Here is a 9,805-nt window from a genome sequence, read left to right on the forward strand (position 1 = left end):
TAAGTGAATAGCTTACTTATATCTCCCTTAATTATAAATAAAACTCTAAAAATAAAAATCAGGGTAATCAGCGTAATCATCATAATCAGTGAGTCAGACAAATTTCGCATCGCCGAAGGCGATCCTATACGCAAAAATCCCGTTAGCCGGGAAGGCCAACGGGACTTATTAACTCAAACGCGTATAATGTTGAATTATGCTTTCTTAGCAGCAGGAGCAGCTGCTTTCTTAGCATGTTCGTGTTTAGCAGCTTTCTTAGTAGTATCTGCAGCAGGTTTTGCTTCAGCTTTGGCTTCAGTTTTAGCGGCTTTCTTTGCAGGTTTAGCAGCTGGTGCTTGTGCAAAAGATGCAGCAGAAATGCTCATTACTACTACAGCGGCGATCAGGCTTTTTTTCATGATGTTGTCGTTTTTAAAATGATTAGATGAAAGAATGTATTTGTTATAATTTCTGTAGTAAAAATACACCCGCAAAGAGCGTGTTGACGGGATGTTTCGGTGAACAGGGTATTACTGTCGTTGAACAGGGAAAAATGTACGGTAATGTATAACGGGGAACTATAATAATATATGGATGGCCTCCTGTACAGCCTGTATGCACAACTGTTTCAGCGTATTAAACTGGTTGGTCACCATACCGGAATGATAACTGTTTTCCTGCAGTTTTTCCAGTGGTTCCAGTACCGGGTAGAGATGATCCTGCAACCCAATAAAAGATACCGTGGTTTTAAGATTATGTGCGGTAGCCCGTATAGCGGCGATGTCTTCCGTTACCACTGCCTGCTTCAGCAGCGATAACTCTTCCGGCAGCTGTGCAATGAATTGCTCCAGCATCGTTTTCTCGAATTGGGTATTGCCTTTGGAAAGCTCATGCAGGTAGTGGAGGTTGATCAGGTGATGCACTCCGTTTTCGCCGGGCTGGTGGTGAACAGCCGGTAATTCCCGGGGAGGCAGTTTGCCGATATATACCTGGATCATCCTGTACAGGTCGTCCTCAATGATGGGCTTGGAAATGTACTCATTCATGCCCATTTGCAGGCATTTTTCCCGTTCGCCTGCCATAGCATGGGCGGTCATAGCTATTACCGGGATAGTAGACTGAAGCTCATTCCGGATGGCCTGTACAGCTGTGTAGCCATCCATTTCAGGCATTTGAATATCCATAAGCACCAGGTCATAATGCTGCCGTTCCAGCGCCTGTAATACCTCTTTTCCGTTGTTCACCATTTTATACTGCAGCTGCCAGCTGCCCAGTAAGTGACGGAGCAGGTTCTGGTTCATCCTGTTATCTTCCGCCACCAACAGTCTTACGTCCGGGTGTGGTGGCAGCTGGTCGTTTTCTGTGAGATAGTTAGTTCCTTCTTCCTGCAGCGGCTCGCCCAGTGTGTATGGCAATTCCACTTTAAAGGTAGCGCCTTCACCTGGTTTACTTTCCACGGAAATAAAGCCGTTCTGCAGCTCTATCAGTTGTTTTACAATGGTAAGCCCCAAACCAGTGCCGCCGTATTTGCGGGTGGTAGCGGCTTCTGCCTGGTTAAAGCGGTCAAAAATGCTTTGCTGCTTGGAGGGCTCAATCCCTATACCGGTATCACTAACGGTGAACAATATACGTACTGCATTTTCTTCCCCCCATGTTTTTGCCACGTGTATGCGTACAGCACCTTCACTGGTAAATTTGATGGCGTTGCTGGTAAGGTTCACCAGCACCTGCGTAAGCCGCACCACATCTCCATATAAAATATCGGGCACATCATCGCCGATGGTAACAGACAACTGCAGCTGTTTTTCCTCGGCCTTTGGCCGGAACATCGTGTTGATGGCATGCAATACGCTGCGTAAACTGAAGGAGGTAGCTTCTATACGCATCATTCCGGATTCTATTTTGGAGATATCCAGGATGTCGTTGATGATTTCCAGTAAGCTTTGCCCGGCATTTTCTATGGCGGCTACGTATTCTTTGGATTTATCGTTCAGTGGCTGGACTTTGAGTAAATTGGTAAACCCGATCACGGCGTTCATCGGGGTGCGTATTTCATGGCTCATATTGGCCAGGAACTGCTCTTTAATTGCGGCCAGCTTCTTTTCCTGCTGCTGCGACTCGTCCAGTGCTTCTATGAGCTGTTCCTGCCGGTGGATGCGGCTGGTAATGTACAGGAATGCCAGCAGGCTCATTAAACAGGCAAAGAAAACCAGTACGGTGCCCCAGCGCTGGGCTTTCTGGCCACTGCTGTCGATCAGGTGGGTGGTACGGTTCACCTCCGACTGCCGGGTGGTGTCCAGCTGCCGCAGAATACCGGTGATGGCTTCCCCCAGTCGTTTCCCTTTCTGGTTGTTGATGAGCTTTTCCGCCGCCCATTTACCCTGGCTGTAAAAGGTATCCAGCACCATGAGATTGAAATTGTTCTTTTCATCCACCAGGTAGTTGAGCTGGGTGAGGAGTTTTTCCGTACTATCGTTCTTGATGATCTTATTGATCTCCTTGAGATCGGCCTTTATTATGGCTATTTCGGCTTCAATGCCGGTAATATGCACGGTGTCCTGGGAAATGACCGCTCCCCGTACTTTACTGTCGGTTTTGGCCATATTCGTTTGCAGCTTCTGAAGCTCATTCTTCACATTCAGTTCCTGCAGCAGCTGCTCGTTTCCTTTAATCAGCTTATGGATATTGTTAGCGGAGTTGAACTGCAGCACAACGAATAATATCATTCCGGTAATGAACAGGCCAAGGAGGTAATATTTGATTCTTTTAGGCTGCATGACAGTTTAGTACATATAAACGCTGATATAGGAAAGCCGGTTCAATAAAAGTAGCAATTTTATTCCTTCCTTCAGATAATTAGCCTCAGCGTAATAATCCGCTGAGGCTAATGATGTGTAACAAAGGAATACTGTTATTTTGCCTTTGGTGCAGCCGGAGCAGCAGCTGGTTTTGCTGTATGATGATGGTGCTTCGCGTGTTTCTTGTGTGCAGGCGCTTTGGCAGCGGCTTCTTTCTTCGTTTCTTGTTTAGGCGCAGTGGTCTGTGCAAAAGATGATGCACTCATAAACAACATAGCTGCGGCGATTACAATTCCAAACTTTTTCATGGCTGTATATTTTATTTAGTGATCAATTGTTTTGACGACCTAAAGATACATCCGGTTGAAAAAGAAGGGCTGTACTAATGGCCCAACAGGCAGGAGCTGTCGGTCAAAAAGGGGAAAGTGTCGTTGAGTCAGAGGAGATTCAGTTTATTGTTAAGGGCAGAACGGTAAGCATCTGCTACGGGAATAGCATGCTTATTGATAACGATGGTACCGTCTTCAATGGATTCAATTTTGTCGAGCGCCACGATGTAAGAACGATGCACCCGCATAAATTTACCAGCCGGCAGCTTTTCTTCCAGCGCTTTAAGGGTAGTATGGATGGCGTGGAATTTCTGCGGGGTATTTAACTTTACATAATCGCCCATCGCCTCCAGGAAAAGGATGTCTTCTGTTTTAATTCTTTTCAGCACCCCATTGTCGCGTATAAACACGAACTCCGTATCGGATACCTGTAGCTCACGGAGGTTACTGTCCGTAATTTCACGGGCCTTTTCGATAGCCTGTATAAAGCGGGCGGGCTGCACCGGTTTAATCAGGTAATCGGCCACATTCAGCTCAAATGCCTCTACCGCATAATCTTTTTTTACTGTTGTGAAGATGATCACCGGGCGCTTCTTTCCCAGGTTACGGGTAAGTTCCAGGCCGCTCATACCGGGCATTTCGATGTCCAGCAGCAGCAGATCTATCTTTTCTTTCTGTAAAAAATTATATGCTTCCATAGCGCTGCTGCATTCACCGGCTACATGCAGTTGTTCCACATGACTGGCCAGTTGCTTCATGGCGGTGCGCGCCAGCTTGTTATCGTCTACTATCAGGCAATTCATGCGGCTAATTTAAGTACAAAAAACATCTCCGCCGCAACTGCGATGCAGTTTTTTCCGGCGGCGTTTTGTGTTTAAGTTTTACATTTGTAACTATGAAGTGGCTACTTTACATATTAAGCTGTTATATCGTACTGTTATCGTGCATTCCCTGCAACGATTACCAGGCCGTAAACAGTAGTGTGACAGTACAGCTTTCCACTTCGCACGACCATGAAACACAACCGGACTATTGCTCCCCGCTCTGCGTATGCAGCTGTTGTAATGTGCAGGCTACACCCGGTGCGGTTGTAACGGTTCATTTTATCGCGCAGCGGGTCATGATAAACTACCCGACATTGCCCGTTAACCCGCTTCCTTCCTTACCGGATAATATCTGGCAGCCCCCACAGCTGGTTTAATACGTTTTACAGATGTTTTTGCTATGAGCATATCCGCGCCTTTTACCGGTGCAGGTATGGCTATGGTACTTCATTTTATTACTTATTGAATCAATCATGCTGGATAAGATCATTCGTTTCTCTGTGAGGAACAAATTAATGATAGGGATATTTACGTTTGCCCTGGCGGCATTTGGCGTTTTCGCTTTATTACGGTTGCCGGTAGATGCGGTGCCGGATATCACCAATAACCAGGTACAGGTGATCACACAATCGCCTTCGCTGGCTGCACAGGAAGTAGAAAGACTGATTACCTTTCCTGTTGAACAAACCATGGCCGTGATACCTGAAATGTCGGAGATCCGCTCCATTTCAAGGTTTGGGCTGTCGGTAGTCACTATTGTATTTCACGACGATGTAGACATTTACTGGGCCCGGCAACAGGTGAATGAAAAGCTGGGAGAAGCCAGGGCCAATATACCTGGTGGTATCGGCACCCCGGAAATGGCGCCCGTTTCCAGCGGCCTGGGGGAAATATACCAATATGTTTTGCATCCCCAAAAAGGCTATGAGGAAAAGTTTGATGCGCGGGAACTGCGCACCATACAGGACTGGTATGTAAGGCGACAGCTGCTTGGCACCCCCGGTGTGGCGGAAGTAAACAGTTTTGGCGGCATGCTGAAGCAGTACCAGGTAACCCTTAACCCCGATAAGCTCCGCAGCTACCGCCTCAGTATAGCTGATGTGTTCAATGCCATGGAGCGCAATAACCAGAACACCGGCGGGGCTTATATCGACAAGAAGCCCAACGCCTATTTCATCCGCAGCGAAGGCCTGATCGGCAGCCTGGCGGATATAGAAAAGATAGTGGTGAAGAATACGCCGGAGGGCTTACCCGTGCTGATAAGAGATATTGCCACCGTGCAACTGGGCGACGCGGTGCGCTACGGCGCGCTTACCCGCAATGCCAACGGGGAAGCCGTGGGCGGCATTGTAATGATGCTGAAAGGAAAAAACTCCAGCGAGGTGGTGAAAGCGGTGAAAGCCAGGATCACAGACATACAGAAAACATTGCCGGCAGGCGTGGTGATAGAGCCCTTCCTGGACCGTAGTGAATTTGTAGGCAGGGCAGTAGGCACTGTGCAGAAAAACCTTATTGAAGGCGCGCTCATTGTCATCTTCGTGCTGGTACTGTTCCTCGGTAACCTGCGTGCAGGGCTGATCGTAGCTTCTGTAATACCGCTGTCGATGCTGTTTGCCATTTCCATGATGTACCTGTTTGGCGTATCGGGCAACCTGATGAGCCTGGGCGCTATTGATTTCGGACTAATCGTGGATGGGGCGGTGATCATAGTGGAAGCTACTTTGCATCACCTGGCGGGCAGGAATAAAACCGGGCAGCGGCTCCGTTTATCCCAGGTGGAAATGGATACGGAAGTTTTTGACGCCGCCAGCAAGATCCGCAGCACTGCGGCTTTCGGCGAAATCATCATCCTCATTGTATACCTGCCAATTCTGGCGCTTACCGGTATTGAGGGCAAAATGTTCCGCCCTATGGCACAAACAGTATCCTTCGCCATACTGGGCGCCTTTATCCTGTCGCTCACTTATGTGCCCATGGTATCCGCGCTGATGCTGAGTAAAAACCTGGATAATAAAGTAACGGTGGCCGACCGCATCATGCGTTTCTTTCAACGTATATACGCCCCCGTTATCCGTGGAGCACTACGTGCCAAAGCGCTGGTAACGGTAACGGCTATACTGCTTTTTGCAGTGTCATTATTTTTATTTGGTAAGATGGGGGGAGAATTTATTCCTACCCTGGAAGAGGGGGATTTCGCGGTAGAAACACGGTTACTCACGGGCAGCTCCCTGTCTGAAACCATCGACAAGATAAGCCTGGCCTCCGGTATACTCATGAAGCAGTTCCCTGAAGTAAAGGAAGTGATAGGCAAAATAGGCGCCGCAGAAATACCTACCGACCCCATGCCGATGGAAGCCTGCGACCTCACCATTCTGCTGAAACCCAAAAAGGAGTGGACCAGCGCCCGCAGCCGGGAAGAACTGGCCAATAAAATGCAGGAAGCCCTGGAAGCCATTCCCGGGGTTAGTTTCGGCTTTTCACAACCCATCCAGCTCCGGTTCAATGAGCTTATTTCAGGCGTGCGGCAGGATGTAGGGATCAAGATCTTTGGAGAAGACCTTACCATACTGGCTTCACTGGCTGAGAAAACAGGGCGTATTGTTAGTCGCACGCCTGGTGCGAAAGATCTGTACGTTGAACAAACCGGCGGATTGCCGCAAATAGTGGTAACAGCCAACAGGGACCAGATAGCCCGCTACGGCCTGGATATCGCCACCATTAATCAAACTATCAATACGGCTTTTGCCGGCCAGAGCGCAGGCCTGGTATATGAAGGGGAGAAGCGGTTCGACCTGGTGCTGCGACTGGATAAGCAAAGCCGGCAGCAGCTGGCGGATGTACAAAACCTCTATATCACCACTCCATCGGGCAACCAGGTGCCACTGCAGGAAGTAGCCGAAGTGAAAATGACCACCGGCCCTAACCAGGTACAAAGAGAAGACGCCAAAAGGCGCACTATTGTTGGCTTCAACGTGCGTGGCCGGGATATTGCCAGCGTGGTGGAAGATATTGAAGCCGCTATCGCCAAAGAAGTAAAACTGCCTGCAGGATATTTTATCCGCTACGGCGGACAATTCGAAAACCTGAAAGAAGCTAATCAGCGTTTAGCCGTAGCCGTGCCCGTTGCACTGCTGCTGATATTCGGCCTGCTTTATTTTACCTTCCATTCCGTAAAACAATCGCTGCTCATTTTCACCGCTATTCCCATGTCGGCCATAGGCGGTGTTTTTGCGCTGCTGCTGCGGGGCCTGCCTTTTAGCATCTCTGCCGGCGTAGGATTTATTGCCTTGTTTGGCGTAGCGGTACTGAACGGCATTGTACTGATAGGAGAGTTTAACCGGCTGAAACAATCGGGCATGCAGGACCTTAACAGCGTGGTACTAAATGGAACGGCTACACGATTACGGCCGGTACTGATGACAGCCTTTGTGGCTTCCCTGGGCTTTTTGCCAATGGCCCTGGCTACCAGCGCCGGCGCGGAAGTACAGCGCCCCCTGGCTACCGTGGTGATAGGTGGGCTGATCACTTCCACATTGCTCACGCTCCTGGTGCTGCCCTGCTTATACATTTATTTTGAGAAAGGTTTTTCAAAACATACATTATGAAGATCTGGATATTAATAGTCACCTTGATACCAGCTATAGCCATAGCGCAATCGCAGGCGCTGACCATGGAAAAGGCTGTACAACTGGCGTTACAGCAAAACAAAGGGTTACAGTCGGCGGAGGCATCTGTTGACTACTACCGCAAAATGGCCCGCAGCAGCGGCGAGATCCCGAAAACAGATATCAACCTGCAATACGGGCAAACGAACAGCTATGCATCCAACGACAACAACTACAGCGTAACACAAACCATTCCTTTCCCTACCGTATTTGGCGCCAGGAAGGCGCTGAATAATGCGCAAACGGATAAAGCAGTATGGTTTAAAGCGGTAACGCAGAATGAACTGGTATACCAGGTGAAACAGGTATACGTACAGCTGTTGTACCTGCAGGAGGTAAGATCGCTGATCATGGAGCAGGACAGTATCTTCTCCGGTTTTGTGCACAGTGCAGACCTTCGTTATCGCACCGGGGAAAGCCGGATGCTGGAAAAGATCGCCGCAGAAGGACGTTTGAATGAAGTGAAGAACTCGCTGCGACAGAACGAGGCGGACCTCAACATTTATACCGCCAGGCTGCAGGCGCTACTGGGTATCAATACCCCTGTGAGTATAACGGAAACGGCTATACCAGATGCTACGCTTCCGGCAATAAATGATACCCTTGCTGTAGCTGCCAACCCGCAGCTGCAGTACCTGAAACAGCAGGTGATAATTACAGAAAAACAAAAACAATTATACAGGGCCGCCATACTGCCGGATATCATGGTGGGTTATTTTAACCAGTCATTAATTGGCACGCCCGTGAATGCTTCCGGTGCGCCATTGGCCACCAACAGTAACCGTTTCCAGGGATTCCAGGTAGGACTGGCATTACCCATCTGGATGGGACCACTGAAAGCAAAAGTAAGGGCAGAGGAAAAGCAGCAGCTGGCGGCCGGTTTACAGCTTGATAATAATGTGATACAGCTGCAATCCCAGTATGAGCAGGCAGTACAACAGTTTATCAGGAACCGGAACAGCCTGGAGTTTTACCAGCGTACATCGCTACCCAATACGGAGCTGCTGCTGGAACAATCGGAAAAATCGTACAGGAGCGGGGATATCGGCTATGCCGAATATTTTCTTAACCTGGAACACGGGCTTACCACCCGGCAGGGATACCTGCTGGCCCGGAACGAAGTAAAGCAGGCGGAATTATATATGGCCTACCTGGCCGGCCGGCAATAAGCTGCGCCTGTTATGGCTTTCAGAAAGCGCAATGCCGGCTGCCAAAATGCAGGACGCTGTCAATAACCGCGAACAAATAGCCGGTTCATCTATCTAAAAAAATTAATTATGCAATTATTCAAAAAACATATAGCCTTTACCGTTATTGCTGCCTTTATGCTTATTTCCTGTGGCGCAAAAAAGGAAACTACCACTACAGATGCCCATGATCATGAAGAAGAACCTGGCGTGGTAGAGCTCACCGCAGCGCAGTTTAAAACAGCAGGGATCACTTATGGCAAGCCTGAAAACCGCCAGATCAGCGGCGCCGTTAAAGTAAACGGGTTGCTGGATGTGCCGCCCCAGCAACAGGTGAGCATTTCCGTGCCTATGGGCGGCTTTATAAAGCAAACCAGCTTATTACAGGGAATGCCGGTAAAAAAAGGACAGGTAATTGCCGTACTGGAAAACCTCGACTATATCCAGCTACAGCAGGATTACCTGGAAGTAAGCAGCCAGCTGGAATATGCCGCCACGGAACATAACCGCCAGCAGGAACTGGCCAGGGAAAATATAAACGCCCTGAAAACCCTGCAACAGGCAAAAGCCACCTGGCAAACACTGCTGGCCAAAGAGAACGGGCTGAAACAAAAACTGGCTATGCTGAATATCAGCACAGCAGCTTTGCAAAAAGGGAATATTCAGCGTACCATCAATGTATACGCGCCTATCAGCGGTTATGTAACCCAGGTGAATGTGAACCTTGGCCAGTTTGTAACGCCGGCGGATATACTTTTCCGTATTGTGAACACCGAACATCTGCATGCAGAGTTAACGGTTTTTGAAAAAGATGTGCCCCGGTTAAAGATCGGTCAGCTGGTACGTTTTACGCTGGCCAATGAAGCAAAAACACGTACTGCCACGGTTCACCTGATTGGCCGGGAAATAAGCCCGGAACGCACCGTAAGGGTACATTGCCATCTGGAAGAAGAAGACACGCAGTTGTTGCCCGGTACTTATCTGCAAGCGATGATAGAAGCCGGCGCGGCCAACGTACAGGCG

General features: G+C 48.9%; 8 protein-coding genes. 4 read left to right on the forward strand and 4 right to left on the reverse strand.

What is annotated here, in order from left to right; genetic code table 11:
* Nucleotides 1-194: 194 nt before the first annotated feature.
* The 4 genes from VIM87_RS23560 to VIM87_RS23575 form a co-directional block, all read right to left on the reverse strand.
* Complete coding sequence (locus VIM87_RS23560; RefSeq protein ID WP_331999380.1) at nt 195-398, reverse strand: hypothetical protein; 204 nt, start codon at nt 396-398, stop codon at nt 195-197.
* Between the two features lie 159 nt (nt 399-557).
* Nucleotides 558-2,756: a hybrid sensor histidine kinase/response regulator gene (locus VIM87_RS23565; RefSeq protein WP_331999381.1), complete on the reverse strand. Its 2,199-nt coding sequence runs from the start codon at nt 2,754-2,756 to the stop codon at nt 558-560.
* 134 nt (nt 2,757-2,890) lie between these two features.
* Complete coding sequence (locus VIM87_RS23570; RefSeq protein ID WP_331999382.1) at nt 2,891-3,085, reverse strand: hypothetical protein; 195 nt, start codon at nt 3,083-3,085, stop codon at nt 2,891-2,893.
* Nucleotides 3,086-3,213: 128 nt separating this feature from the next.
* Nucleotides 3,214-3,909 (reverse strand): LytTR family DNA-binding domain-containing protein, encoded by a 696-nt coding sequence (locus VIM87_RS23575; protein ID WP_331999383.1) that lies wholly within the window; start codon nt 3,907-3,909, stop codon nt 3,214-3,216.
* Between the two features lie 92 nt (nt 3,910-4,001).
* Between VIM87_RS23575 and VIM87_RS31445 the strand changes: the two genes are divergently transcribed.
* From VIM87_RS31445 to VIM87_RS23590, 4 genes are all read left to right on the forward strand, one after another.
* Nucleotides 4,002-4,307, forward strand: a complete 306-nt coding sequence (locus tag VIM87_RS31445; RefSeq protein WP_414649665.1) for a DUF6660 family protein — start codon at nt 4,002-4,004, stop codon at nt 4,305-4,307.
* A 96-nt stretch (nt 4,308-4,403) separates the two neighbouring features.
* The gene (locus VIM87_RS23580; RefSeq protein WP_331999384.1) at nt 4,404-7,535 is read left to right on the forward strand and encodes a CusA/CzcA family heavy metal efflux RND transporter; all 3,132 of its coding nucleotides are present in this window, start codon (nt 4,404-4,406) and stop codon (nt 7,533-7,535) included.
* Nucleotides 7,532-8,764: a TolC family protein gene (locus tag VIM87_RS23585; protein ID WP_331999385.1), complete on the forward strand. Its 1,233-nt coding sequence runs from the start codon at nt 7,532-7,534 to the stop codon at nt 8,762-8,764. The genes VIM87_RS23580 and VIM87_RS23585 overlap by 4 nt, the downstream gene beginning before the upstream one ends.
* Before the next feature lie 108 nt (nt 8,765-8,872).
* Nucleotides 8,873-9,805 (forward strand): efflux RND transporter periplasmic adaptor subunit (locus tag VIM87_RS23590; protein WP_331999386.1); only part of this gene is annotated, 933 nt, incomplete at its 3' end.

The sequence above is a fragment of the Chitinophaga sp. genome (genome assembly GCF_036569125.1).
Taxonomy (GTDB): Bacteria; Bacteroidota; Bacteroidia; order Chitinophagales; family Chitinophagaceae; genus Chitinophaga.

Coding starts and splice junctions, on each gene's coding strand:
- VIM87_RS31445 (WP_414649665.1), top strand. CDS start 4,002: ATGAAGTGGCTACTTTACATATTAAGCTGTTATATCGTACTGTTATCG.
- VIM87_RS23565 (WP_331999381.1), bottom strand. CDS start 2,756: ATGCAGCCTAAAAGAATCAAATATTACCTCCTTGGCCTGTTCATTACC.
- VIM87_RS23585 (WP_331999385.1), top strand. CDS start 7,532: ATGAAGATCTGGATATTAATAGTCACCTTGATACCAGCTATAGCCATA.
- VIM87_RS23580 (WP_331999384.1), top strand. CDS start 4,404: ATGCTGGATAAGATCATTCGTTTCTCTGTGAGGAACAAATTAATGATA.
- VIM87_RS23560 (WP_331999380.1), bottom strand. CDS start 398: ATGAAAAAAAGCCTGATCGCCGCTGTAGTAGTAATGAGCATTTCTGCT.
- VIM87_RS23575 (WP_331999383.1), bottom strand. CDS start 3,909: ATGAATTGCCTGATAGTAGACGATAACAAGCTGGCGCGCACCGCCATG.
- VIM87_RS23570 (WP_331999382.1), bottom strand. CDS start 3,085: ATGAAAAAGTTTGGAATTGTAATCGCCGCAGCTATGTTGTTTATGAGT.